The 23,421-nt window shown below is 68.3% G+C and carries 28 protein-coding genes; 20 read left to right on the forward strand and 8 right to left on the reverse strand.

Annotated features, from left to right (window positions below):
* Positions 1-20: 20 nt before the first annotated feature.
* Both B043_RS12495 and B043_RS0100710 read left to right on the forward strand, forming a co-directional pair.
* Complete coding sequence (locus tag B043_RS12495) at positions 21-755, forward strand: DUF1648 domain-containing protein (RefSeq protein WP_051073583.1); 735 nt, start codon at positions 21-23, stop codon at positions 753-755.
* Entirely contained in the window at positions 670-1,098 is a 429-nt protein-coding gene (locus B043_RS0100710) for an OsmC family protein (RefSeq protein ID WP_016328678.1), read from the forward strand. The genes B043_RS12495 and B043_RS0100710 overlap by 86 nt, the downstream gene beginning before the upstream one ends.
* Here the strand turns inward: B043_RS0100710 and B043_RS0100715 are convergent.
* The 3 genes from B043_RS0100715 to B043_RS0100725 are packed head-to-tail and all read right to left on the reverse strand — an operon-like array spanning position 1,095 to position 3,147.
* Complete coding sequence (locus B043_RS0100715) at positions 1,095-1,847, reverse strand: zinc ribbon domain-containing protein (protein WP_016328679.1); 753 nt, start codon at positions 1,845-1,847, stop codon at positions 1,095-1,097. The two genes, B043_RS0100710 and B043_RS0100715, sit on opposite strands and share 4 nt — an antisense overlap.
* Complete coding sequence (locus B043_RS0100720) at positions 1,835-2,458, reverse strand: MBL fold metallo-hydrolase (protein ID WP_018460571.1); 624 nt, start codon at positions 2,456-2,458, stop codon at positions 1,835-1,837. Before B043_RS0100720 ends, B043_RS0100715 begins: the two co-directional genes overlap by 13 nt.
* The gene (locus B043_RS0100725) at positions 2,455-3,147 is read right to left on the reverse strand and encodes a sulfurtransferase (RefSeq protein WP_018460572.1); all 693 of its coding nucleotides are present in this window, start codon (positions 3,145-3,147) and stop codon (positions 2,455-2,457) included. Before B043_RS0100725 ends, B043_RS0100720 begins: the two co-directional genes overlap by 4 nt.
* Before the next feature lie 96 nt (positions 3,148-3,243).
* On the opposite strand from B043_RS0100725, the gene B043_RS0100730 reads away from it, so the two are divergent.
* Positions 3,244-3,702, forward strand: coding sequence for an Hsp20/alpha crystallin family protein (locus B043_RS0100730; RefSeq protein ID WP_026234059.1), 459 nt, complete (start codon positions 3,244-3,246; stop codon positions 3,700-3,702).
* 46 nt (positions 3,703-3,748) lie between these two features.
* On the opposite strand, the gene B043_RS0100735 is transcribed toward B043_RS0100730, so the two are convergent.
* Positions 3,749-4,819, reverse strand: a complete 1,071-nt coding sequence (locus B043_RS0100735) for a cystathionine beta-lyase (RefSeq protein ID WP_016328683.1) — start codon at positions 4,817-4,819, stop codon at positions 3,749-3,751.
* A gap of 12 nt (positions 4,820-4,831) precedes the next feature.
* A complete protein-coding gene (trmB, locus tag B043_RS0100740) occupies positions 4,832-5,767 on the reverse strand; it encodes a tRNA (guanosine(46)-N7)-methyltransferase TrmB (protein ID WP_018460574.1) in 936 nt (311 codons plus the stop codon).
* A gap of 74 nt (positions 5,768-5,841) precedes the next feature.
* On the opposite strand from trmB, the gene B043_RS0100745 reads away from it, so the two are divergent.
* From B043_RS0100745 to B043_RS0100760, 4 genes are read left to right on the forward strand one after another with little or no spacing between them, the layout of a single operon-like run.
* Positions 5,842-6,432 (forward strand): DUF4388 domain-containing protein, encoded by a 591-nt coding sequence (locus B043_RS0100745; protein WP_018460575.1) that lies wholly within the window; start codon positions 5,842-5,844, stop codon positions 6,430-6,432.
* Positions 6,433-6,435: 3 nt separating this feature from the next.
* Complete coding sequence (locus B043_RS0100750) at positions 6,436-7,386, forward strand: HD-GYP domain-containing protein (RefSeq protein WP_018460576.1); 951 nt, start codon at positions 6,436-6,438, stop codon at positions 7,384-7,386.
* A 32-nt stretch (positions 7,387-7,418) separates the two neighbouring features.
* Positions 7,419-9,878 carry a type I DNA topoisomerase gene (gene topA, locus B043_RS0100755; protein WP_026234060.1) on the forward strand — a complete coding sequence of 820 codons (2,460 nt, stop codon included), beginning with the start codon at positions 7,419-7,421 and terminating at the stop codon, positions 9,876-9,878.
* Positions 9,878-10,144 carry a hypothetical protein gene (locus tag B043_RS0100760; RefSeq protein WP_016328688.1) on the forward strand — a complete coding sequence of 89 codons (267 nt, stop codon included), beginning with the start codon at positions 9,878-9,880 and terminating at the stop codon, positions 10,142-10,144. The genes topA and B043_RS0100760 overlap by 1 nt, the downstream gene beginning before the upstream one ends.
* Here the strand turns inward: B043_RS0100760 and B043_RS0100765 are convergent.
* Positions 10,083-11,216, reverse strand: a complete 1,134-nt coding sequence (locus B043_RS0100765; RefSeq protein ID WP_018460578.1) for a VanW family protein — start codon at positions 11,214-11,216, stop codon at positions 10,083-10,085. The two genes, B043_RS0100760 and B043_RS0100765, sit on opposite strands and share 62 nt — an antisense overlap.
* Before the next feature lie 175 nt (positions 11,217-11,391).
* On the opposite strand from B043_RS0100765, the gene B043_RS0100770 reads away from it, so the two are divergent.
* The 9 genes from B043_RS0100770 (at position 11,392) to B043_RS0100805 (ending at position 18,457) form a co-directional block, all read left to right on the forward strand.
* Positions 11,392-11,796 (forward strand): type II secretion system protein, encoded by a 405-nt coding sequence (locus B043_RS0100770; protein WP_018460579.1) that lies wholly within the window; start codon positions 11,392-11,394, stop codon positions 11,794-11,796.
* A 108-nt stretch (positions 11,797-11,904) separates the two neighbouring features.
* Positions 11,905-12,306, forward strand: coding sequence for a hypothetical protein (locus B043_RS0100775; protein ID WP_018460580.1), 402 nt, complete (start codon positions 11,905-11,907; stop codon positions 12,304-12,306).
* Between the two features lie 9 nt (positions 12,307-12,315).
* A complete protein-coding gene (locus B043_RS0100780; RefSeq protein ID WP_018460581.1) occupies positions 12,316-12,708 on the forward strand; it encodes a hypothetical protein in 393 nt (130 codons plus the stop codon).
* The gene (locus tag B043_RS12175) at positions 12,705-13,079 is read left to right on the forward strand and encodes a hypothetical protein (protein ID WP_018460582.1); all 375 of its coding nucleotides are present in this window, start codon (positions 12,705-12,707) and stop codon (positions 13,077-13,079) included. Before B043_RS0100780 ends, B043_RS12175 begins: the two co-directional genes overlap by 4 nt.
* Positions 13,080-13,081: 2 nt before the next feature.
* Positions 13,082-13,972: a prepilin-type N-terminal cleavage/methylation domain-containing protein gene (locus B043_RS13445; protein WP_081623124.1), complete on the forward strand. Its 891-nt coding sequence runs from the start codon at positions 13,082-13,084 to the stop codon at positions 13,970-13,972.
* Between the two features lie 9 nt (positions 13,973-13,981).
* Positions 13,982-15,169, forward strand: coding sequence for a type IV pilus biogenesis protein PilM (locus B043_RS0100790; RefSeq protein WP_018460583.1), 1,188 nt, complete (start codon positions 13,982-13,984; stop codon positions 15,167-15,169).
* Positions 15,147-16,799: a GspE/PulE family protein gene (locus tag B043_RS0100795; RefSeq protein ID WP_018460584.1), complete on the forward strand. Its 1,653-nt coding sequence runs from the start codon at positions 15,147-15,149 to the stop codon at positions 16,797-16,799. The genes B043_RS0100790 and B043_RS0100795 overlap by 23 nt, the downstream gene beginning before the upstream one ends.
* A gap of 3 nt (positions 16,800-16,802) precedes the next feature.
* Entirely contained in the window at positions 16,803-17,993 is a 1,191-nt protein-coding gene (locus tag B043_RS0100800) for a type II secretion system F family protein (RefSeq protein ID WP_018460585.1), read from the forward strand.
* Positions 17,990-18,457 (forward strand): hypothetical protein, encoded by a 468-nt coding sequence (locus tag B043_RS0100805; RefSeq protein ID WP_018460586.1) that lies wholly within the window; start codon positions 17,990-17,992, stop codon positions 18,455-18,457. The genes B043_RS0100800 and B043_RS0100805 overlap by 4 nt, the downstream gene beginning before the upstream one ends.
* On the opposite strand, the gene B043_RS0100810 is transcribed toward B043_RS0100805, so the two are convergent.
* Positions 18,437-19,150, reverse strand: coding sequence for a pseudouridine synthase (locus B043_RS0100810; protein WP_018460587.1), 714 nt, complete (start codon positions 19,148-19,150; stop codon positions 18,437-18,439). The two genes, B043_RS0100805 and B043_RS0100810, sit on opposite strands and share 21 nt — an antisense overlap.
* A 17-nt stretch (positions 19,151-19,167) precedes the next feature.
* Between B043_RS0100810 and B043_RS0100815 the strand changes: the two genes are divergently transcribed.
* Positions 19,168-20,298 carry an alanyl-tRNA editing protein gene (locus B043_RS0100815; protein ID WP_018460588.1) on the forward strand — a complete coding sequence of 377 codons (1,131 nt, stop codon included), beginning with the start codon at positions 19,168-19,170 and terminating at the stop codon, positions 20,296-20,298.
* On the forward strand, positions 20,285-21,055 hold the full coding sequence (locus tag B043_RS0100820; RefSeq protein WP_018460589.1) for an SDR family NAD(P)-dependent oxidoreductase: 771 nt from the start codon (positions 20,285-20,287) through the stop codon (positions 21,053-21,055). The genes B043_RS0100815 and B043_RS0100820 overlap by 14 nt, the downstream gene beginning before the upstream one ends.
* 98 nt (positions 21,056-21,153) lie before the next feature.
* Here B043_RS0100820 and B043_RS0100825 read toward each other — a convergent pair whose 3' ends face one another.
* Positions 21,154-21,696 (reverse strand): NAD(P)/FAD-dependent oxidoreductase, encoded by a 543-nt coding sequence (locus tag B043_RS0100825; RefSeq protein WP_018460590.1) that lies wholly within the window; start codon positions 21,694-21,696, stop codon positions 21,154-21,156.
* A gap of 26 nt (positions 21,697-21,722) precedes the next feature.
* Between B043_RS0100825 and B043_RS0100830 the strand changes: the two genes are divergently transcribed.
* Together B043_RS0100830 and B043_RS0100835 are read left to right on the forward strand one after the other, a co-directional pair.
* Positions 21,723-23,054 carry a PASTA domain-containing protein gene (locus B043_RS0100830; RefSeq protein WP_018460591.1) on the forward strand — a complete coding sequence of 444 codons (1,332 nt, stop codon included), beginning with the start codon at positions 21,723-21,725 and terminating at the stop codon, positions 23,052-23,054.
* Positions 23,042-23,380, forward strand: coding sequence for a YraN family protein (locus B043_RS0100835; RefSeq protein ID WP_016328695.1), 339 nt, complete (start codon positions 23,042-23,044; stop codon positions 23,378-23,380). Before B043_RS0100830 ends, B043_RS0100835 begins: the two co-directional genes overlap by 13 nt.
* Positions 23,381-23,421: the final 41 nt, after the last annotated feature.

A 23,421-nucleotide genomic window follows, 5' to 3' on the forward strand; every position in this document is an offset into this window, starting at 1 on the left:
CCTAAGGCTAGACTGGGGGTGTGCGCGGGTACGGCTTCCTGGTGGCCCTTCCCCTCTTCCTCCTGTGGGGGGTGGCCCTTTGGCTCTACCCCAGGCTTCCCGAGCCCCTGCCCGTCCACTGGAACCTCTGGGGGGAGCCCGACCGCTTCGGAAGCCGCCTCGAGGCCCTCTTCCTCTTCCCCTTGGCCATGACGGCCCTTCTTCCCCCCTTGGCCCTCCTTCCCCGGCTGGACCCTAAGGGCAAGGGGCTGGAGGGGCTTATGGTGGGCCTGGCCTGGTTTTTCTTCTTCCTCTACCTGGCCTTCGTGGGGGTTTATGCGGGCTGGTGGGCGGAGCCCCCCCTTTTCCGCGTGGCGGGGCTTTTCTTCCTCTTCCTGGCCCTTTACCTCCCCCGGATTCCCCAGAACCCCTTCGCCGGGGTGCGCACCCCCTGGACCCTGGGAGACCCCAGGGTGTGGCGGCGGGTCCACCGGGCCGCGGCCTGGGGGCTTGGGGCCTTGGGGGGGTGGCCCTTTTCCTGCCCCCGAGGGGCCTGGGGCTTTTGGCCTTCCTGGGGCTTCTCCTTTTGGTTTCCCTCTCCCTGGTCCTCTACTCCTACGCCCTTGGGAAACGTAAGGCGGGGCAGGATTAGAGCGGAAGGCCCTTTTAAAGTGGGAGCCGGAGGTCCTTATGCCGGTACGAAAGGCCAGCGCGGTATGGGAAGGCGGGTTGCGCACGGGCAAGGGCTCCATGCGGCTAGAGAGCCAGGCTTTTGAGGGGCCCTACTCCTTCCCCTCCCGGTTTGAAGAGGGGGCGGGCACCAACCCCGAGGAGCTCATCGCCGCGGCCCACGCGGGCTGCTTCTCCATGGCCCTCTCCGGCGCTTTGGAGCGGGCGGGCTACCCCCCCAAGCGGGTTGCCACCCAGGCCCACGTGCACCTGGAGATGGTGGAGGGCCGGCCCACCATTACCCGCATAGACCTGGTCACGGAGGCCGAGGTGCCGGGGATCGCCCCGGAAGAGTTCTTGCGCATCGCCGAGGAGGCCAAGGCGGGCTGTCCCGTCTCCCGGGCCCTGGCCGGGGTGGGGGAGATCCGCCTTACGGCCCGGCTTGTCTAATCCCCCTTAAGGAGCAGGCGGCCGCAGGTGGGGCAGCGCACCACCTGCCCCTGCACCACCTTCTGGGCCACGTGGGTGGGCAGGACCACGTTGCACCCCTCGCAGCGGAAGGCGTTCCCCTGCCTTTGCATGCGCACGATGCCCATGCCCTTCCGGGCCCGGCGGATGGCCTCGTACTCCTTGAGGAGGGCCTGGGGGATGCCCTGGGCCATGGCCTGCCGCTCCTCCTCCTTGAGGGCGATGACCCCCTTAAGCCCCTCCACCCGTCGGGCGTTCTCCTCCAGGAGGGCTTCCAGGCGGGGCCGGATCTGGGAAAGGGCTTCCTCCACCTGGGCGATCTCCGCCTCGAGGCTCTCCATGGCCTCCATGAGGGGGGTGGAGAGCTCCAAAAGCTCGCGGATGCGGTCCCGGATCTGCTGGATGCGGTTCTCGTACTGGGTCTGCTCCTTGGCGCTTTGGGCCTGGCGCTGCTCGGCCTCGGCCTGCTTCTCCTTGGCGGTGAGGTCCTCCAGGTCCAGGCTGTGGCGGTTGTACTCCTTCTGCAGCTCCGCCTGCCTCTCCAAAAGCTCCGCCAACCGTTCCTCCAGGGCCTCCACCTGGGTTCGCACGGAAAGGAGCTCCTGGGGCAGGGCCTCCGCCTCCTCCTTTAGCCGGTCCAGCTCCAGGTCCTTTTCCTGAAGGCCGTAAAGGGCCTTGAGCGCTTCCAGCTGTCCCTTTTGGGGAGCGTCCGCCCCGTTCACGCTTCCCATTCTAACCCCATCAGGAAGGGGTTCGTCTGGGCCTCGAGGCCCAGGGTGGTCTCCGGCCCGTGCCCCGGCAGGATGCGCGTTTCGGGGGGAAGGGTCAAAAGCCGCTTTAGGGAGCGGAAAAGGGCCTTGGGGTCCGCCCCCGGCAGGTCGTAGCGGCCGATGCTCCCCCGGAAGAGGAGGTCCCCCGAGAGGGCCAGAGGGGGGTCCGGGTGCAGGAAGGCCACGTGCCCCGGGCTATGCCCGGGCAGGTGCCAGACGGTGAACCCGAAAAGCCGCATCCCCTCCTCCAGGGGCTTTACGGGAAGGGGGGGCTTGGGGATGGAAAACCCCCAAAGGGCCGCGGCCTCCTCCGCCCGTTCGTAAAGGGGCAGGTCCAGGGGGTGGAGGTAGACGGGAAGGTCCAGGGCCTCCACCAAAGGGGCCACCGCCCCCAGGTGGTCAAAGTGGGCGTGGGTGAGGAGGATGGCCTTGGGGGTGAGCCCAACCTCCTGGGCGAGGTCCAGGATCCTTTGCGCCTCGTCCCCGGGGTCTATCAGCGCCGCCCCTTCCGGGGTTTCCACCAGGTAGGCGTTTTCCCCCAAGGGGCCCACGGTGAGGCGGTAGACCCTCATGGCTCGGTGGGAAGGCCCTCCTGGAGCCACTCGTGCATGGAGCCCAGGTAGTTTCGCGCCCGCACCCCCAGGCTCCTCAGGATGAAGAAGGCCACCGCGCTCCGGGCCCCGGAGTGGCAGTAGACCCCCACCTCCTCCCCCGGCTTCAGGCCCAGCTTCTCCAGGAGCCCGTCTGGGCTAAGGAAAAGCTCTAAGGGGGCGCTCCGGCTCCCCGGGATCCGCCCCCCCCGGGGGCAGCAGGGGGGGTGGACCAGGCCCCTATGCTCCTCGGGACTCCGCACGTCCAGAAGAAGGGGGTGCCGGGCCGCCTCGTCCGCGGTGAGGAGCCAGTCCCGCCGTAGGCGGGCGGTGGTGTCCGTGCGCTTGGGGCGCACCTCCCCCGTTTCCATGGCCAGGGGCTCCCAGCCCTCCGTCCAAAGCTCCACCTCCAGCCCCCCAAGCCCCAGGAAGAAGGCCGTGCGGCAGAGGCGGCTGGTGAGCCCTTCGTCGTAGAGGACCACGGGGCTTTTGAGCCCCAGACCCTGGAAGAGCTCCGTGAGGCCCTCTTCTAGGGCCTGGAGTTCCGCCTCCTCCCTAAGGCGCAACCGGGGGGCGGAGAGGTCCAGGTGCCGGGCCCCGGGCAGGTGGCCTTGGAGGTAGGCCTCCTTGGGCCGGGTGTCCACCAGCACCCTGTCTTCGGGCAGCTCCATGCCTTGATTATAGGGGGCGCATGGGTAAGCGCATGGGCAGGAGGGTACTTGACAATACTAGGCGCATATGATATAAGCAGGATGGAGGTGATGAGCATGACCCTGGTACGTCGGGACGGCCGCGAACTCACGCCCTTCCGGACCTGGGGTCCTTTCTCCCTTCTCGAGGAGGTGAACCGGCTCTTTGAGGAGACCTTGGGCGACCTGGCCCGGCCCGCGGTGGCCTACGTGGCCCCGGCGGACCTCTACGAGACGGACGAGGCCCTGATCCTGGAGATGGCCGTGCCCGGCCTCTCCCCTGAGGACCTGGAGGTGAGCCTCGAGGGCAACAAGCTCACCGTGCGCGGCCAGGTGCGGCCCAGCACGGACGAGAAGGCCCGGCGCTACTACCTCCAGGAGATGGCCCACGGCTCCTTCGTCCGCACCTTCGCCCTGCCCGTGGAGGTGGACGCCAGCGGGGCCAAGGCCGAGTTCCGCCACGGCATCCTCCGCCTCACCATGCCCAAGGTGGCGGAGGCCCGGGCCAAGCGGATCCCCGTGGAGGTGGTCCAGTAAGGGCCTAGGAAAACCCCCCGCCCGGAGGCGGGGGGTTTAAGCGCTTTTAGCCCTGGTCTAGGGCCTGTTGCAGGCGCCCTAGGGCCTCCTCCAGCACCTCGGGGTAGGTGGCGAAGTTGAGGCGCACGTACGCCCCGTACCCCTCCCCAAAGTTCTCCCCCGGGTTCAGGGCCACCTTGGCCCTTTCCAGGAAGAAGGCCGCGGCCTTGGGGATGGGGGTCTTGAGCCAGGCCAGGTAGGTCCCCTCCGGGGGAAAGTGGCCGAGGCCCACGGCTTTGGCCCAGGCGGCCACCCGGTCGCGGTTGGCCCGGAGTTGCCGCAGGGTTTCCGCAAGCCAGACCCCCCCCTCCAGGAGGGCGGCCTTCCAGGCGGCCATGGCCAGGACGTTGGGGAAGGTGTGGGGTAGGTGGCGTTTTAGGGCTTCCACCAAGGGTTTGGGTCCGATGGCCGCCCCCATGGGCAGGCCCGCCAGGTTGTAGGCCTTGCCCGGGCCCACCAGGGTGAGGGTCCGTTCGGGGAGGAAGCGGGCCAGGGGGGTGTGGGGCCTCTCGTAGGTGAGGGGGGCGTGGAGCTCGTCGGAGACCACGATGAGGTCGTGCTTGCGGGCGATGTGGGCGATGGCCTCCAGCTCCTCCTCGGTGAAGACCCGGCCCGTGGGGTTTTGCGGGTGGCAGAAGAGGAGGAGCCTCGAGGCGTAGGCCAGCCTTTCCAGGCCCTGGAGGTCCAGCCGCCACCCCGCCTCCGTTTCCCTTAGGGGGTTGGCGAGAAGGGTGCGCTTCTGCTCCCGGATGGCGGCGAGGAAGGGGGGGTAGATGGGCACCTGGGTGAGGACCCCCTGCCCGGGGGCGGTGAAGGCGGCCACCGCGGCGTAGAGCCCCACCACCACCCCAGGCATGAAGACGAGCTCCCCTTCCAGCCCCGCCCTTTCCAGGATGAGCCCCCTAAGCTCCCCATCCCCCTCCCTGGGGGGGTAGCCCAAAAACCCCTCCGCCCGCTCCTTCAAGGCCTTCTGGATGGGCTCGGCCACGGGGAAGTCCATGTCCGCCACCCAGAGGGGCAGGACCCCCTCGGGGTAGGCGCTCCACTTCAAGGAGTCCCGGCGCGGGGGAAGCCTCATGGGGTCATCTTACTAGGTGTGGTCCTGGACCACCCTAAGGCCCAAGGCCTTTAGGCGCTCCACCAGGCCCCGCACCGCCCCCTTCACCCCCTCGGTGATGAGGGGGTGGCCGAAGCGGCTCACCCCGGCGTAGACCCCGTGGGCGCTCCTCCTTACCTCCAGAAGGAGGTCCTGGGTGAGGTCCTCCTCCTCCACGTGGGCCAGCACGTAAAACCCCTCCTCGTCCTTAAGGGCCTTTAGGAGCACCGCCACCCCCCCTTCCAGGGGGAGGACGGTCTTGGAAAGGGGCAGGTGTTCCGGTAAGGGGCCTTCCAGAAGGGCGTGGGCCATGGGGTACCTCCTTAGGGGGGGCCAGGGGGCGTGGTCCTCGGCCTCTTTGGTGAAGACCGCGTGGAAGAAGGGGCGGCCTTCTCCCTTCCACTTCTCCGCGTACTTGGTCGTGAGGTGGAGGGGCGGGGGCGGGGGGGTTTCCACCCGGTAAAGCCCCGTGGACAGGGCCTCCTCCAGGGCGAAGCGGAAGTATTCCTCGTGGTCCGTGGTGAGAAGGAGCCTCCCCCCTTCCACCAGCCTGGTGGAAAGCTTACGGAAAAACCCCCTCTGGAGGAGGCGATTTTCCTGGTGGCGCTTCTTGGGCCAGGGGTCCGGGAAGTTGACGATGACCTCTAAGACGCTCCTCGGGGGCACCAGGTTTCTCAGGGCGAAGGCCCCTTCCCCGTGGTAGATGCGGACGTTTTCCACCCCTTCCCGCCGGAAGCGCCTTAGGGCCCTAACCACGCTCCCCGAAGAGACCTCCGCCCCCAGGACGAGCCTTTCCGGGTGAAGCTTGGCGTAGAGGGCGGTGAAGCGCCCGTCCCCAAACCCCACCTCCACCACCAAAGGCCCTGCCCGGCCGAAAAGGCCTTCGGGGGGTGGGGGAAGGTCTTTGAGGAGGGCGGGGCGCACCAACACGAAAGGCCATTCTAGCAAACTTTCAAGGGTTTTTCACAGGACGTGTCTATCCTACATGGTAGGAGGCGGGTTTTATGGCTTTGGTTGGCAACCTCAAGGATTTGCCCTTGGATGAACTCCTGCAGGCCTTGGGCCACAAGGAGGGGGCGCTGGAGATTTGGAACGTGAAGGGGGTACCCGCCACCACCCTTTACCTCAAGCCGGGCTACCTCCGCTCCCTAGACCAGAAGGGGAAACCCCTTCCCCCCTTGGCCGCCAAGGCGGTGCTCCAGGCCCTCCTTAGGGCCCGGGAGGGGAGCTTTGAGTTCATCCCCCAGGCCAGGCCACCTCACAAGCACCGCCTGAACTGGCCTTTGGACCGGGCCCTCCTCAGCCTGGTGACCCTCACGGACGAGCTGGAGCGCGCCCGGGATACGCTTCCCCCCAAAGAGGCCCGCTTCAAGCTTAGCCCGGATGGGCTGACCAAGCTTAGCCCTGACGGGGTGGGCCCCCTTCCCGCCCAGGTCCCCTGCCGGGACCTCCTGAAGGCCGCGGGGGACCTCCTGGCCCGGGGGGCCTCGGTGGGGGAGATCGCCGAAAGGCTCGGCCTTCCCTGGGACTACGTGGCCTTCTGCCTGCACCGCCTGGCCTCCGCGGGGGCGGTGCGCCCCACGGTGGGGAGGTAAGGGATGCGGGTTCTGGTGGTGGACGACGAGCCCACGCAGCGCCTTCTCCTCATGCGGGCCCTGGCCCCCTTGGGGGTGGAGGTGGCGGAGGCCAGGAACGGGAAGGAAGCCCTGGACCTTTTACGGGAAAAGTTCTTCCACCTGGTCCTCACCGACCTCCACATGCCCGTGATGGACGGCCTCGAGCTCATCCGGGCGGTGAAGGCCCAGGACCCCTTCCTGCCCGTCATTCTCCTCACCGCGGATGGGGAGCGGGAGACCCGCCTGAAGGGCCTCGAGGCGGGGGCGGACGACTTCCTAAACCGCCCCCTGGACCTGGCCGAGCTCCGCCTAAGGGTGAAGGGCCAGCTGGAAAGGCGGCGGCTGCAGGAGGAGGTGGAGGAGCTGGAAAAGACCCTTCTCGTCCTCATGCGGGCGGTGGAGGCCAAGGACGCCTACACCGCGGGCCACGGGGAGCGGGTGGCCCGGTATGCCCTCTGGACCGGGGAGGAGCTTGGGGCTTCCCCAGAGGAGCTTAAGGACCTCAAGATGGGGGCCCTGCTTCACGACATCGGCAAGATCGCCATCCCCGACCACATCCTGCGGGGGGACTACCCCCTTACGGAGGCGGAGTGGGCCTTCATCCGCCGGCACCCCGAGGTGGGGGACGAGATCCTAAAGCCCCTCCGGGCCCACCCCCGCCTACGGCCCTACGTGCGCTGGCACCACGAGAAGCCGGACGGCTCCGGCTACCCCGACGGCCTCACCGAGGTGCCCCTTTTGGTGCAGGCCCTCTCCGCGGCGGACATCTACGATGCCCTCACCAGCGTGCGCGCGTACCGGGAGCCCCTACCCCCGGAGGAGGCCTTGGAGGCCTTGGCCAAGGAGGCCGCCCAGGGCCGCCTGGACAAGGAGGTGGTCCGGGCCTTTAGGAGCGCCCTCCTCCGGAACCGCGCTGGGGTGCTTAGGGGTTGACAAAAGGCCCTCTTTCCCCCTAAATGGGGGCGATGCCGGCTAAACGGGGCCAGTCCAGGCGCAGTGAACCCCAGGGGGGCGGGGGGGTTTTGGTGGTGGTGGAGTCCCCCGCCAAGGCGAGGAGCATCGGCAAGATGCTGGGCCCTGGGTACGAGGTTAGGGCCAGCAAGGGCCACGTGGTGGACCTCCCCGAAAGGACCCTGGGGGTGGACGTGGCGAACAACTTCGCCCCCACCTACGAGGTGAAGAAGGAGAAGAAGGGGGTGGTGGAGGAGCTGAAAAAGGCCGCAAAGGGCAGGCGCCTCCTCATCGCCACCGACCCCGACCGGGAGGGGGAGGCCATCGGCTGGCACATCGCCCGCCTCCTGGGCCGGAATCCGGAAGAGCCCATCCGGGTGGAGTTCCACGAGATCACCCCCAAGGTGGTGCGCCAGGCGGTGGAGGCCCCCAGGCCCATAGACCAGAACCTGGTGGACGCCCAGCAGGCCCGTAGGGTCTTAGACCGGCTCCTGGGCTACAACCTCTCCCCCCTCCTCTCCCAGGCCTTCCGCAAGCGGGCCCTCTCCGCAGGCCGCGTCCAGAGCGTGGCCTTGAGGCTCGTGGTGGAGCGGGAGGAGGAGATCGAGGCCTTCAAGAAGGAGGTCTACTGGCTCCTCCACGGCCGCTTCCAGGCGGAGGGGCAGGACCTTTGGGCTTCCCTTTACGAGGTGGAGGGGAAGCGGCTTTGGACGGGGCAGGGGGAGAAGGAGGGGAGGCTCCACCTGAAGGGGGAGGGGGAGGCCAGGCGGCTTGCGCAGGAAGCCCTGCGCTTCCCCTACCGGGTGGAGCGGGTGGAGGTCAAGGAGCGGCGCAAGGCCCCCCCACCCCCCTTCACCACCTCCACCCTGCAGCAGGCGGCCTCCTCGAGGCTCGGCTACACCGCAAGCCGCACCATGCGCATCGCCCAGCGCCTCTACGAGGGGGTGGACCTGCCCGAGGGCACCGTGGGCCTCATCACCTACATGCGCACGGACTCCGTGCGGGTCTCCCCCGAGGCCCTGGCCCTGGCCCGGGGGGTGATCGGGGAGGTCTTCGGACCGGAGTACCTGCCCGAAAGCCCCAGGGTGTACAGAAACCGCAAGGAGGGGGTGCAGGACGCCCACGAGGCCATCCGCCCCACGGACCCTAGGCGCACCCCCGAGTCCGTCCGGCCCCACCTTTCGGAGGAGGAGTACCGCCTCTACGACCTCATCTGGCGCCGCTTCCTGGCGAGCCAGATGCGGGACGCCCTCTACGAGAGCACGGTGGTCTTCCTGAAGGGGGGGCCTTTCCTCTTCCGGGCCTCGGGTTCGGTGCTAAAGTTTGAGGGCTACCTCAAGGTCTGGGGGCGGGAGGAGGACGAGGAGGAGCCCCCGGTGCCCGCCCTGCCCCAAGGGGCCGAGGCCCGGCTTTTGGAAGTGAAGCCGGAGGAGAAGACCACCGAGCCCCCGCCCCGCTACACCGACGCCACCTTGGTGAAGACCCTGGAGGAGCTTGGCATCGGCCGGCCCTCCACCTACGCCCCCACCCTCGAGACCCTGGAGAAGCGGGGGTATGTGGAAAGGAAGGGCCGCACCCTCCTCCCCACCCCCTTAGGCCGGGAGGTCACGGACTACCTGAGGCGCCACTTCCCCCAGGTGGTGGCCTACGAGTTCACCGCCCGTATGGAGGACCGCCTGGACCAGGTGGAGGAGGGGAAGGCCCCCTGGCCCAAGGTGGTCCTGGAGTTCTACGAGCCCTTCCTTCAGGAGCTCGCCCAGGTGCCCAAGAAGACCTGCCCCAAGTGCGGCCGCCCCCTGGAGCTCAAGGTGAGCCGCTACGGGCAGTTCCTAGGCTGCACGGGCTACCCCGAGTGCACCTACACCGAGCCCTTGGAGGTGGACGAGCCCCTGGAGGAGGCCTGCCCCAAGTGCGGCCGCCCCCTGGTGCGCAAGCGGGGCCGCTACGGGCTTTTCATCGCCTGCACGGGCTACCCGGAGTGCGACTACACCCGGGACGACGCCAAGGTGACCTCCTGGACCTGCCCCAAGTGCGGGGGAAGGGTCTTGGAGAAGCGGAGCCAGCGGGGGAAGGCCTACTACCGCTGCGAGAACAAGGCCTGCGACTTCCTCTCCTTCTACCCCCTTCTCCCCACCCCCTGCCCCGGGTGCGGCTGGCCTTTGGTGAAGAAGGGGGAGGGGGCTTGCATCAACCCCGCCTGCTCCCTCCACGACCCCGCCCTTCTCCCCAAGGAAGCCCCCAAAGGCCAAGGGGGGGCCTCGAGGAAAAAGGGGCTTCCCAAGGGTAAGCCCCAGGACTGGGAGGAGCTTCGGCCCTTCCTTTCCGAGCTTTCCCCGGAGGAACGGGGGGCCTTAGAGGCCCTGGCCCAGGGGAAGGCGTTGGGCGAGGCCGAGGCCAGGTTGGCAAAGAAGGCCCTCTTCAAGCTCCGCATGCGAAAGGGCCGGGCCAAGAAGGAAGCCGTGGCGGGCGCCTGATGGAAAGCTTCAAGCTCCACCTCCTGCGCCTCGCCCGCCAGGGTCCTTTGGAGGTCCCCGGGCTTCCCCTAAGGGCCTACCCCCTGGAGGCCCCCGAGGCGCGCCCCGGCCTCCCCAGGCTTTACTTCCTCCTGGAAGGGGAGCTGGTGATTGACCTCCCTGAGGGGCGCTACCTGCACCTGAAACGGGGGGAGGCCGCCCGGGTCACGGAGCCCCACCGCCTCCTGCCGGTGGAGCGGGCGGTGCTCCTGGAGCTCGTGGGCTAGGCCCCACCAGGTACACCGCCCCCCAGGGGCGGTAGCGGCTTAAGAAGCGTTCCTCCACCCCCCGCCCGTCCCCGTAGCGCACGTAGCGCCTTACCTCCACCACCGCCCCTTCTGCGGCGAAGTCCACCTGCTTCCTCGCCCCGGGGGGGAGGGTGGGGTCCGGGATTTCCTTGGGGGGAAGGGGCGGGGTCCTTTCCAGGAAGATGGGCCCTTTCCAGGCCACGGTCCGGTCCTTGGTGCCGAAGAGGTGAAACCGCAGGGTGTACCCCTGGATGGAGGCCTGCACCCAAAGGGCCCCTGGGGTGTCGTTCATCACCTTAAGGTCCTTGTGGGGCTGGAAGACCGCGGCGTCCAGGCCCGTGGGCCGGTAGTAGGCCACCTGGTAGCTGTGGGCGTGGCGCTCGCGGATGGGAAGGCCCGCAAAGAAGAAGGCCCGGAAGAGGGTGGTGGACACCTGGCACACCCCGCCCCCAAGGCCCTGTTCCGTGCGGTCCCCCACGATGACGAAGGCCTCCTTGAAGCCCCTTTCCTCCGTGATGGGGCCTAGGGCCTGGTTAAAGGAGAAAAGCCCCTTGGGGATCAGGATCCCGTCCAAAAGCGAGGTGGCGGTCCGGATGTTGTGGACCCTTTCCGGGCTGGACCCCCTAAAACCCGTCTCCCCCGTGGCCAGGTGCTCCCGTACCCCCTGGGCGTAGAGGTCTCTTAGGCTCGGGCTTGGGAGGGTGTAGCGCACGGGGAGGCGGAAGCTCTTCCTCCCCGCCCTAAGGGCCTCCCGGTAAGCGGCCAGGGCCTCCTCCTCCACGAAGCTCAGGCCCCGCTTCTCCACCCCTTTCCAGCGGTCCTCCTCCAGGATAAAGCGGGGGGGCTTGGGGGGGCGGGCGAGCCGCTTGAGGAGGGTCCTAAGCTCCGCCTCGCTTCCCACGGGGTAGGCCTGGCTCCCCACGTAGGTGCGCAAAGCCCCCTCTTCCAGCACGGTTTCCTCCAGGACCAGGATGGCCGTGAGCGCCCTTTGGGCCCCAGGAGGGTTTTCCTGGGCCAGGGCCAGGGAGAAGAGAAGGAGGAGAAGGTGCATTGCCCTAGCTTAAAGGGGGGCCGGGGTTTGGGGTGTGAGGGATTCCCCAAAGGGGGTTGCGGAGGGAGCGGGGGGGTTTGTTAAGATGGCGCCGCCCTGGGGCTTTCACAGGTTTTTCACACCCTCTTTTTAGCCTCAGGGTGAGGGCGGATGAGCGCCCTGGAAGGAGGCAGAGATGAGGAACAGCAAGGGCTTCACGTTGATAGAGTTGGCCATCGTTATCGTCATCATCGGCATCCTGGTGGCCATCGCGGTGCCGCGGTTTGTGGATATGACCACGGAGGCGCGCAGGTCCCAGCGCCAGGCAACTCTAAGTTCTATCCGCTCGGCCTACGCGATTTACATCGCAAAGAATAGTGGTAACTATCCAAACTGGACTCAACTCCAAGGAGCTCTTCAGGATGCTCCAACGGAGTTGAAGCTTGCTTCCACCGGGGGCGTTGTTTACATGGACTACGACGGTGATGGCACGGCTGACACTGGTGAGGGAGTGGCTACCCTTTACTCCAATGATGCCTGTTCTACTGCTGTAGCTGACGCCACTACTGCCATTCGGTGCATCAAGGGCAACATTGACTAAATAAGGAGATCCATGGAGACAGTGCAAACCCCCGGGCATGGCCCGGGGGTTTGCCCTTATAAGGGGCAGCGAGTGGTGGCTAGAGGGCTGACCCTGGTTGAGTTACCTGTGATCTTACTCATTTTGGGCCTCCTAACCGTGGTGGTCCTTCCCCATTACCTGGACCTCCAGGCGGAGGCCCGGAAAACCCAGAGGCAAGAAACCCTGCGGAACCTCCGCTCGGCCTACGCCATCCATGTGGCCAGCCACCGCACCGCCCCCACCTGGAACCAGCTCAAAGCCCTTATGGGTAGCCCCACCGACCTGCGCCTTTCCTCCTCCTGCCCTTCCGAAAGGAACGCTACCCTGGCCTACTGGGACCATAACGGGAACGCCCGGTGCAACCCGGGGGAGCGCCTAGCCTACCTCTTCGCCGACGAGGCCTGCGCTGTTCCTCTCATCGCCGTGAACTCCAGCACGGTAACTGTGCCCATCCGCTGCCTTAGGGGGCACCCCGACACCGTAAACTGAGGGAGGCACATGCAAAGGGGTAGCGCCCTTCTCTACATCCTGGTGGCGGTGCTGGTCCTCGCCGCCCTAGCCCTTCCGGTTTCCCTGCTCCACTACATGGACGTCCAGCGCTACCGCCACGAGGTGGCCCGGCTCCAGGCCCGCTACCTGGCGGAAAGCGCGGTGTTCCGTGCCGTGGCTGAGGGGGCTACTACCCCCAACACCTGGTTCTCTGTGAGCGTGGACGGCCAGAGCCTGGGGCGCTACCGGTACCTTCCCCCAGAGAGCGTAGCCGGGGGTACCCGGTACGTGGGGGAAGGGGAGACCGCGGGCGGCCCCCTAACCTATGGCCTCACGGTGCGCTGGAGGGTGGCGGCCACGGTGAGCGGGGGGAGCATCGTGGCCTGGGAGGAGAACCCATGAGGCTCTTAGGTGGGCCGAAGCCTGCCGGGTCAGGGAAGACAAGGGGTCTTACCCTGCTGGAAATCGCCTTTGCGCTCCTCGCCCTTTCCATCCTCGCGCTTTTTGTCCTGGAGCCCTTTACCCGGGTTCTCCTGGCCTCTCAGGAGATGGCGGCCCTCGAGGAGGCCCTGACCCAAGCCCAGGCAGTCCTGGAGGGCTACCGGGCCGATCCCACCCCTCCTCTGGAAGGCTGCGATCTGCCGGAAGACCTGAGCGGAGGGTTTTCCTACCAGGTCTGCTCCTTTAGCGAGGGAACCCTAACCCGGTATGAGGTGCGGATCCTCAAAGGGAACCAGCTGGTGACCGCTCTGGTCACCCATCAGAGGTTCTGACCATGAAGCGTGGCCTGACCTTAGTCGAACTGGCGGTGGCCTTGGCCCTCCTGGGGGTTCTCGCCCTGGGGTTGGCTCTCCTTTTGGGGCGGATGGGGGAGGGAAGCCGGCGGGCCCAGGCGGAGGCCCAGCTCCAGGCGGACCTGCAGGAGGTCCGGGCCCGCCTCACGGAGGACGTTCTCCTGAGTGCCGCCCTGACCTGCACCCCCACAGAAGCCAACCTCAGCCTACCTTCTGGTCCTGTGACCTACGCCCTTTCTGAGGGGCAGGTTTTGCGGAACGGGGTCCCCCTTACCCTGCAGGGGGGGTATGGGGGCGGGTTTAGCTGCGATGGGCGCAGCCTTACCTTAGACCTGACCTGGGGGGGGGAACCGGTGGCCACGATAACGGCTACCCGGCGAGTGGGGCTTGCCCTTGGAGGCCAACCGCTACCTGGTTCAGATGACTTTCCGATTGATCTTTCCAGAGCACACTTAGCGCAGGGCGTGGGTAATCGGGAAGTCAGGGATGTTAGGTGGGTTAATCAGAGTGGGCGACCTCTCTATTTGCAGCAAATAGAGGTTCTTAGGCCTTCAGGGTATCGGGTATGGATTGTGGAGCTGGGGTGGGGGAGCTACAACCAGTTCCTTTCGTGTTATTACTACCAAAACTTCTCACCCCCAACTCAAGTCCCGGTTTCCTTTCAGATACCTTCCTGTGAAGTTTCTACATCAGGGCAGAAGCAAACACTAGTGTTGCGACGGCTAAGATTCAACAATCCTGTTTCCAATACACCGATACACCTTGCATTGATTTTCTGCATGACCAACGCTTCTCCTTGTCCTTCCGGGCAAAGGATTCGCTTGGAGTATGGCTTTTCTTGTAGGCCCAACGGACCGTGTAGAGCCCTGTAGGCTATAGCTATGTCCCTCTTCTTTCCTCTCCGCGACCGCGTTCTCCGCCTGAAGGGTGGGGAGGTGGGGGCCTTTTCCGTGGAGGGACTCCTGGACGGGGAAGGCCGCCCTCGGTACGAAAGGCTCCTCCGGGCCCTTAGGGAGGCGGGGGCGGGCCGGGGGTACGTCGGGCTTGGCCCCGAGTTCGCCCTTTTGCGTTTCCAGGCCTTTCCCAGCCTCGAGGGCTTCCCCCTGGAGGAGGCGGTCCTGGCCGAGGCCGAGCGGAGCCCCCTCTTTTCGGGGGAGGAGCTCCTTGCCGACTACTTCCTGGTGGGGCCGGAGGACGAAAGGCGGGTGCGGGTCCTCTACGCCGCCCTGCCCCGGAAGGGGGCGGCCCTCCTTTCCCGGCTTCGGCCCTTCCGGGTGGAGCCCCTGCCCCTGGCCCTTTGGCGCTACGCCCTGGCCAAAGGGGAGGGGCATAGCCTCTTGGTGGTGGAGAACCTGGCCCACAGCGTGGCCCTCTTTGAAGGGGGGGTCCTGAAGGGCTTCCGCTACCTTACCCTCCCCGCGGACGAGGGCACCCCGGAGCTTGCGGAGGAGATCCGCCGCTCCCTGGCCCTTTTCGGGCGGCCGGACCCGGTGGACGAGGCCTGGCTTTTGGGCCTACCCGAACCCCCCCGCCTCCCAGCGGAGCTTCCGGCTCGGCGGGTGGAGCAAAAGGTACCTCTGGACCTGGAGGACTTCATTACCGCTTCCGGGCCCCTTTTGGACCTCCGCTACCGCCGGAGGGCCCTGGGGGAGGGCCTTCCCCGGGAGGCGCAGCTTGCGGCCTTCTTGGCCGCCCTTTTCTTTGTCTTTGGGCTTCTTGGGCAGAGCTTTCTGGGCCAGAGGGCGGAAAGGGAACGGGCCCAGGCCGAGGCTCTAAGGCGCCAGGTGGCCCTTCTCCGGGAGCAGGCTTTTCAGCCCGCAAGGCCCCAGGGGTTGGGCCTCGAGGCCATCCTGAAGGTGGCGGGGGAGCGGCCGGGGACCCTCTGGCTCACCCGCCTGGAGGCCCGGGAGGACCGCCTGCACCTAAAGGGCCTGGCCCTGGACCCCTACGCCCCCCTGACCCTGGCCATGAGGCTTGGGGGGCGGGTGGGCCCCTTGCAGCAGAGCGCCCTCGGGGCGAGGACCGTCTACGCCTGGGAGGTGGAGGTTGCTCCGGCCCAAGCTCGGTGAGTTTCTCCTAAGGCTCGGCTACCTGAGAGAGGACCAGCTCCAGGCCGCTTTGGAGGAGCAGGCCCGCACGGGGGAGCTTCTGGGCCAGATCCTCCTCAAGCGGGGGTACGTGAAGGAGGAGGACCTCCTCCGGGCCCTGGCCGACCAGCAACGGGCCCCCCTGGTCCACCTGGCGGAGGTCCAGGCGGACCCCCAGGCCCTGCGCCTCCTGGACCCCCGCCTGGCCCGGGAAAAGCGGGTCTTCCCCTTCAAGGTGGAGGGGAACCGCCTGCACGCGGCCATGGCCCACCCTTCGGACCTCGCCCTTCTGGACGAGCTTCGTTTCCTCACGGGCAAGGAGATCGTGCCCTACCTGGCCGCGGACCGGGAGATCCTGGAGGCCTTGGACCGCCTCCTAGCGGAGGAGGCCCGCCCCAAGGGCGAACCGGTTCGGAGGGGCCAGGAGGGGGCCGCCCAGGTGGACCTCACCCTCGAGGCCATGCCCGCGGTGCGCCTGGCCCAGGCCCTCCTGGAGCGGGCCATCGCCCTTTCCGCCAGCGACCTCCACCTGGACCCCGAGGAGACCCACCTCCGGGTGCGGGCCCGGGTGGACGGGGTGATGCAGGAACTGGAGCGCCTGCCCAAGGACCTGGAGGGGCCCCTGGCTGCCCGCTACAAGGTCCTGGCGGGCATGGACATCGCCGAGAAGCGCCGTCCCCAGGACGGGCACTTCACCTTTACCTTTGAGGGGGGGCGCTACGAGGTGCGGGTGGCCTCCGTGGGCACCCTCCACGGGGAGAAGCTCACCCTGCGCATCATCTACCCCACCGGGGTCCGCCTGGGGCTTTCGGAACTCGGTATGCTCCCAGAGGAGCTCGCCCTCTTCCAGCGCCTCTTGAAGCGCCCTTACGGCATCCTTTTCGTTACCGGGCCCACGGGAAGCGGCAAGACCACCACCCTTTACGCCGCCCTGGAACAGCTCTACACCCGGGAGAAGACCTTCATCACCATAGAAGACCCAGTGGAGTTCCCCCTGGAAGGGGTGGTGCAGATTCCCATCCAGCCCAAGGTGGGCCTGACCTTCGCCGAGGCCTTGAGGAGCGTGCTCCGGCTGGACCCGGACGTGATCCTGGTGGGGGAGGTGCGGGACGCCGACACCCTAGACACCGCCTTGAGGGCCGCCCTCACCGGCCACCTGGTCCTGGCCACCCTGCACGCCAACGACGCCCTCGCCGCCGTGACCCGGCTTTTGGAGATGGGGGCGGAGCGCCACCTCCTGGCCTCCACCCTCATCGGCACCGTGGCCCAGCGCCTGGTGCGCCGGGTCTGCCCCCAGTGCGCCAGGCCCGCGCCCCTTTCCGAGGAGGCCCGCCTCTTCTTCGGGGAGGAGGCCCCAGAAGGGGAGATGCGGGGGGAGGGGTGCCCGTTCTGCCGGGGCACGGGGTACCGTGGGCGGGTTGGGCTTTACGAGGTGTACGCCCCCGACCGGGAGGACCTTTACCTCCTGGGCCAAGGGGCAGGGGAGGGGGAGCTCAGGGCCCGGGCCCGGGCCAAAGGGCACCGGGGTCTTCCCCAGGTGGGGCTCTTCCAGGTGCGGGCCGGGGTGACCACGGGAAGCGAGCTCCTCCGGGTGCTCGGGCTTTGGGAGTAAGGCATGCGCTTCCTCTACGAGGCCACGGACGAACGGGGCGAGCGGGTCTTCCGGGGGGTGGTGGAGGCGGAAAGCCCCCAAGGGGCCAGGCGGCGCCTAAGGGAGATGGGCCTTTACCCCCTGCGCTTGGAGCGGGTCCGGCGCCCCCCTCGAGGCGGGGTGCCTTTGCCGGAGCTGGTCCTCTTCATGGAGGAGTTCGCCACCCTGGTGGGGGCGGGGGTGCCCGTGGCCCAGGCCCTGCACACCCTCTCCCTGGAAAGCCGCCACCCCCTCCTAAAGGAGGCCGCCCGGGGGGTGCGGGAGCGGGTGGAGGGCGGGGAGGGGCTGGCCCAGGCCATGGAGAGCTATCCCGCCGTCTTTCCCCCTTTGGTGCGGGCCCTGGTGGGGGCGGCGGAGGTGGGGGGGGCCTTGGAGGTGGTCCTCCGGCGCATCGCGGAGTACCTGGACCGGAGCCACGACCTCAGGGAAAAGGTGAGAACCGCCCTGCTTTACCCCACCTTCGTGGTGGCGGTGATGGGGCTTGCGGTGGCGGTGCTCCTCCTCTTCGTCATCCCCGTCTTCGCCCGGCTTTACGGGGCGGCGGGGGCGGAGCTCCCCCTGCCCACGCGCCTCCTCATCGGGGCTTCCCTGTTCGCCCGCGCTAACCTGCCCTGGATCCTCCTGGCCCTGGTGGCGGGGCTCTACCTCCTCCGGGCCTACCGCCGCACCCCCGTGGGGGCCAGGGTCCTGGACGGGCTCCTCCTGCGGCTTCCCTTGGTGGGGCCGGTGCTCCACAAGGCGGCCATCGCCCGCTTCGCCCGCACCCTGGCCACCCTCTACGAGGGGGGGGTCCTCATCACCCAGGCCCTCGAGGCCACCCGGGACACCCTGGGGAACGCCGCCTTGGCGGAGGCCTTGGACCGGGTCCTGGAGCGGGTGGTGCGGGGGGAGTCCTTAAGCGTGGCCCTGGCCCGGGAACCCCTCTTCCCCCCCATCCTGGTGCGCCTTACCTTGGTGGGGGAGGAGGCGGGCAGCCTGGAAAGGATGCTCTACCAGGCGGCCTTCCACCTGGAAAGGGAGGTGGACCACGGGGTGAAGCGCCTCTCCTCCAGCATAGAACCTGCCCTTACGGTCTTTTTAGGAGGTATAATGCTCCTCGTCGCCTTGGCCCTGTATCTGCCCCTCTTTGACCTCTCCCGCATACTTCGCCGATGAAGCTACCCGCCTGGCTATGGTTCCTCCTGCCCCTCTTGGTGCTCCTCTGGAGCGCCCGGGGAGTGGTGTCCGCCTACGCGTGGTACGAGGAGGCGCGGCGGGAGGTTAGGGCCTTGGAGCGGGAGGCGGAGGCCCTGGCCCAGAGGCTCCCCCAGGCCCTGGCCGAGGCCCCGGTGGGGCCGGGGGAGCTCCCTTCCGTCTACGAAACCCTTCTCCGGCTGGCGGAGGAGGAGGGCTTGGAGCTTCTGGCCCTGCGTCCGGGGGAAGCGGAGGCCGTGGGGGAGGTGCGGGCCTGGCGCCTGGCCCTGGAGTTTCGGGGACCCTACGCCGGGGTCCTGGGCTACCTCGAGGCCCTCTCCGCCCTCAAGGCCCCCCTTTGGGTGGAAAGCTACGCCCTGGAGCCGGCGGAAGCCGGGGGGGAGCCCTTGGAGCTGAGCCTCAGCCTACGGGTGCTCGCCCCCTAGCCCCACCGCCCGGTAGAGCGCCCTTTCCTCTTCCCCTTCCAAGACCCGGGCCGCCCCCAAGGGGAGGTTCCCCAGCTCCAGGGGCCCGAAGGCGAGCCGCTTGAGGTAGAGGACCCGGTTGCCCCGTTGGGCGAACATGCGCTTCACCTGGTGGTAGCGCCCCTCCCTTAGGACGAGCTCCACCCGGGTGGGGTCCTCCCCTATGAGGAGCTCCGCAGGGAGAAGCCTTTCCCCATCCAGGAAGAGCCCTTCCCGGAAGGCCCTCTGGTCTTCTGCCGTGGCGGGGCGCTCCAGGTGGACCAGGTAGCGCTTCGCCACCTTGAAGCGGGGGTGGGTGAGGCGGTGGAGGAGCTCCCCGTCGGTGGTGAAGAGGAGGAGCCCCTCCGTGTCCTTGTCCAGCCGGCCCACGGGGGAGAGGTCCCGGGTGGGGAAGCCCTGAAGGAGGGCGTAGACGGAGGGCCCTTCCGTGCGGCTCGTCACGTAGCCTTTGGGCTTGTGGAGGAGGACGTGGAGGTGGCGGAAGACCCGCACCGGCCTCCCCTCCACCTCCAAAAGGGCCCCTTCCCCCACCTTGAAGCCGGGGTCCAGGACCACCTCCCCCCCCACCCGCACCCCTCCTGCGCGGATGAGCCGGCCCACCTCCTTGCGGCTTCCTAGGCCCAGGCGGGCAAGGAGCCGGTCCAGGCGCTCCACCCCTTTAGGATAAGGGGATGAGGCTCTACCTCGAGGACAGCTACGCCACCCGCTTCCAGGCCAAAGTCCAGCGGGCCTGGAGCGACGCCGAAGGGCACCGCGCGGTCCTTTCCCAGACCCTCTTCTACCCCGAGGCGGGGGGGCAGCCCGCGGACCACGGGGTCCTAAGGGGGGAGTTCGGCGAGGTGCGGGTCCTCCACGTCTACGAGGAGGAAAAGGCCTTTGGGGACGTGGTGCACGTGCTTTCCGCCCCCATCCCTGAGGGGGCGGAGGTGGAGGGGGAGATCGACTGGAAAAGGCGCTTCCGCCACATGCAGCGCCACACCGCCCAGCACATCCTCTCCCAGGCCCTCCTCCGGGCCGGGGGGTACCGCACGGTGGCCGTGAGCCTGGACGGGCCCGTGTGCACGGTGGACCTGGGGGAGGAGGTGGAGGAGGAAAGGGTGCGGGAGGCGGAGGCCCTGGCCAACTACGCGGTGTACGCGGACTACCCGGTGAGGGCCTTCTATGTGGAGGAGTCCGAGCTTGCCCGCTACCCCCTGAGGCGCCCCCCCAAGGTGAGGGGCCAGGTCCGCCTGGTGGAGATCGGGGACTTTGACCTGGCGGCCTGCGGGGGGACCCACCTGAAGACCAGCGCCCAGGCGGGGCCCATCAAGGTCCTCAGGTGGGAGCGGTACAAGGGGGGAACGCGGGTCCACTTCATGGCGGGGTGGGAGGCCCTGGAGGACTACCACGCCAAGCACGCCCTCCTCCAGCGCCTCGCCCTTTCCTTCTCCACCCAGCCTTTAGATCTGGAAAAGCCCTTAAGGAAGCTCCAGGAGGAGCTTTACGCCCTCAAGGGGGAGAACCTGGCCCTGAAGGAGGCCCTGGTGGAGGCCCTCCTCCCCAGGGCCCTGGAGGAAAAGGCCCTCCTGGTGCCCGCTCCCGTTCTCGGGGAGCTCGCCAAAAGGCTCCTCGCCTGGGATGGGACCTTCCTCCTCCTTTCCCCCGAGGGGCGCTTCGCCCTCCTCGGGCCTGGGCGGGAAGGGGTCTTCCAGCGCCTGAAGGCCCTCGGGGCCAAGGGGGGCGGAAAGGAGATCTACCAGGGGGCGCTTCCCCGGGAGCGGGTGATGGAGGCCCTGGAGGAGGTGCGGGATGGGGCTCTTTGAGGGCAAGGGGGTTCTGGTCACGGGGGCGGCCCGGGGCATCGGCCGGGCCATCGCCCAGGCCTTCGCCCGGGAGGGGGCCTTCTTGGCCCTTTTGGACCTCCGCCCCGAGGGGCGGGAGGTGGCCGAGGCCTTGGGGGGGTTTTTCGTCCAGGGGGATCTGGCCGACGAACGGGACCGAGTGCGCTTCGTGGAGGAGGCGGAGCACGCCTTGGGGCGGATTGACGTCCTGGTGAACAACGCGGCCATCTCCGCCCCGGGCTCGGCCCTTACCGTGGGCTTGGGGGAGTGGCGGAAGGTCCTGGAGGTGAACCTCACCGCCCCCATGCACCTTTCCGCCCTGGCCGCCCGCAGGATGATGCGGGTGGGGGGTGGGGCCATCGTGAACGTGGCCAGCGTCCAGGGGCTTTTCGCCGAGCAGGAGAACGCCGCCTACAACGCCTCCAAGGGGGGTTTGGTGAACCTCACCCGCTCCCTGGCCCTGGACCTCGCCCCCCTGAACATCCGGGTGAACGCGGTGGCCCCCGGGGCCATCGCCACGGAGGCGGTCCTCGAGGCCATCGCCCTTTCCGAGGACCCCGAAAGGACCCGGAGGGACTGGGAGGACCTCCACGCCCTAAGGCGCCTGGGCCGCCCCGAGGAGGTGGCGGAGGCGGTGCTCTTTTTGGCCTCGGAGAAGGCGAGCTTCATCACCGGGGCCATCCTCCCCGTGGACGGGGGGATGACCGCGAGCTTCATGATGGCGGGAAGGCCCGTCTAGGTACCCCACCGAAGCGAAAGCTTCGGTGGGGGCCCCAGGAAAAATGCCCAGCGCGCCTTTCCTGCGAGCGCCATGAGGGTTTTTCAACCCCAGGGCGCTTAGGTCGTGTGGTCCTTGTAGGGCTCCCCCCGCAGGTCGGAGACCAGGGCCACGGCCACATAGGCCCCGTCCCCCGCGCTCACGATGGCGTGGCCGGGCACCTTCCCCCGGGCCACCCCCGCGGCGTAGACCCGGGGGTAGCGGGTGCGCCCCTTCTCGTCGGTGTGGATGAAATCCCCCTGGCGCTCGAGGCCCAAGAGGCTCGGCAGGGTGGGGTCCTTATGGGTGCAGAGGAGGAGCCTTTCCGCCTCCACCGCCCCTTCCTCCGTCTCCACCTCAAAGACCCCGCCCAGGTCGCGGATGCCCTTCACCGTGCCCGGCCTTACCTCGGCCCCGTAGCGCTCCGCGTGGGCCTTTAGCCGGTCCAAAAGCTCTTCCCCAGAGGGTTCCTCTAAGAGGCCCGGGAAGTTCGGCACCCGGCTCACCCCCTTGAGTTTGGAGCGGCCCCCATCCAGCACCAGCACCTTCAGCCCGGCCCGGGCTAGGAAAAGGGCCGCGGAAAGCCCAGCAGGTCCTCCACCCACCACCAAAACGTCCCACATACCGCCCGTAGTATAATCGCCCCCGCATGGTGATCGACGAGCGCTACCCGGTGCTGGAGACCCTGGAGGCCAGGGACGGGGTCACCCTGTACCGGGTGGAGGGGGGGGTCCTCTTCCTCTTTGACGTCCGCACCCCCGAGGACAAGGAGCGCTTCTACCGCTACCGGGCCGCCCTCCGCCGCCTGGAGGAGATGGGGCTTTTGGAGGCCACGGTGTCGGCCAAGCCCGGGCGCTACTACGCCTTTTTCCCGGAAAAACCCCTCTCCCGCAAGGCCCCACCCAAGGCGGCCCTGGAGGCCCTCGTGCCCTTGGGCTTCGGCCCCCAACACCTGGCCATGGCCGAGGGGGGGGTGGCCTACCTGGCCCCCTGGCCCCTCCTCCGCCGTCCCCCGGGGGGAAAGCCCGGGGGCTTCTGGGTGCGGGTGGCCCCGGGGCTTCTTCTGGCCCTCCTGGGCCTGCTCCTCCTCCTCCAGGGGCTTTACCGCTACTTCAACCCTCCGGAGTACGCGGTCCCCGACCTGGTGGGCCGCTCCGCCCGGGAGGCCTTCGCCCTCCTTAAGGACACGGGGCTGGAGCTTTTGGTGGAGGAGGGGAACGACCCCACCAAGCCCAAGGAGGCGGTCCTGGCCCAGGACCCCCCTCCGGGGACCCGGCTCAGGGCGGGGCGGACGGTGCGCATCACCCTGAACCAGGCCCGCCTCACCCCCCTGCCCGACCTGAAGGGCCTCCGCCGGGAGGAGGCGGAGGAGCGCCTTAGGGCCATGGGGTTTCTCCTCGGCCGGGTGGCGGAGGTGGAGGGGGAGGCCCCCCTGGGCACGGTCCTTTCCAGCTTCCCCCCCGCGGGCACCCCCCTCGCCCCAGGGGCTTCTGTGGACCTCCTGGTCTCCCGGGGGCAGGGGGTGGGGGAGGCGGTGCCCCTGCCCGACCTCCGGGGTTTGGGGCGGGAGGAGGCCCTCTTCCTCCTGAACGCCGCAGGGTTCTTGGCCCAGGTGGAGGAGGAGCCCTCGGGGAGGCCCCAGGGGGAGGTTCTGGACCAGGCCCCCGCCCCCGGCACCCCCCTTCCCCCTGGGAGCGGGGTCAGGCTTCGGGTGGCGGTCCAGGGCCGGGTGGAGGTGCCCGACCTTCCCCCCGAGCCTCCGGCTCCCCAGACCCGGACGGTGGAGCTCAGCCTGACCCTGCCCCCGGAGGCCGAGGGGCAAGGGGTGCGGGTCACCCTCCTGGACGCCCGGGGGGAGCGGGTGGTCTACGAGGGGGAGGGCCAGGCGGGCCTCCTCCTTCAGGGGAGCTACGAGGCCCTGGGCGAGGCCCGCTTCCGGCTCTACCTGGACGGGGTTCCGGTGCAGGAATGGGCGCCTTAAGGGGGCGCTGGGCGGAGGAGGTGGCCTGCCGGTACCTCCTGGAGCGGGGCTACCGCCTTTTGGGGCGGAACCGGCGCACGCCTTTTGGGGAGGTGGACCTCCTTATGGAAAAGGACGGGGTGTACGTGGTGGTGGAGGTGAAGCAGCGCGCCACCCCGGCCTTCGGGACCCCCCTCGAGGCCCTAACCCCAAAGAAGGTACGCCGCCTTCTAAAAAGCGCCCTCTTCCTCCTCGGGCGGGACGACCTCCCGGTGCGCCTCGAGGCCGTCTTGGTCCACGGCTCCCCCAAGGCCTTCCGGCTGGAGCACCGGGTGCTGGAAGTGTAGCCCCTCGGGTTTCCGGACCCCGGGGGAAAGGGTAAGCTTCT

Source organism: Thermus oshimai DSM 12092, assembly GCF_000373145.1.
In the GTDB taxonomy this organism is placed as follows: Bacteria; Deinococcota; Deinococci; order Deinococcales; family Thermaceae; genus Thermus; species Thermus oshimai.